This is a genomic window from Achromobacter sp. ACM03 (assembly GCF_014851665.1).
Lineage (GTDB): Bacteria > Pseudomonadota > Gammaproteobacteria > Burkholderiales > Burkholderiaceae_B > Achromobacter > Achromobacter aegrifaciens.
On sequence record NZ_JACVAD010000028.1, the window covers coordinates 1 to 336 of the forward strand.

1 protein-coding gene is annotated in these 336 nt (G+C 67.0%); it reads left to right on the plus strand.

Features of this window, described 5'->3' with window-relative positions; translation table 11 throughout:
• Positions 1 to 336 (plus strand): hypothetical protein (locus tag IB257_RS31435; protein ID WP_192493339.1); only part of this gene is annotated, 336 nt, incomplete at both ends.

The following is a 336-nucleotide window of genomic DNA, read 5'->3' on the forward strand; positions in this document are numbered from 1 at the left end:
CGTCACCATCAACGGCCACACCGATGGCGTGCCCGGCGTGACCGTCCCCGACGCCAACGGCGCCGATGCCGGCAACGTCAGCATCGCCGAGAACGCCACGCAGCCGGTTACTGGCGAACTGACCGTCTCCGCACCGGAAGGCCTGGCTACCGTCAAGATCGGCGGTACCACCCTCACCGTGGCCGAACTCCAGGCGCTGGGCACCACCTCGGTCGTCGTCAACGGCACCGAAGGCAAGCTCACGCTGACTGGCTACGACCCCGCCACCGGCAAGATCACCTATAGCTACCAGCAGGACGGTACCTCGAAGAACCACACCGCCGGCGACGACTCCGT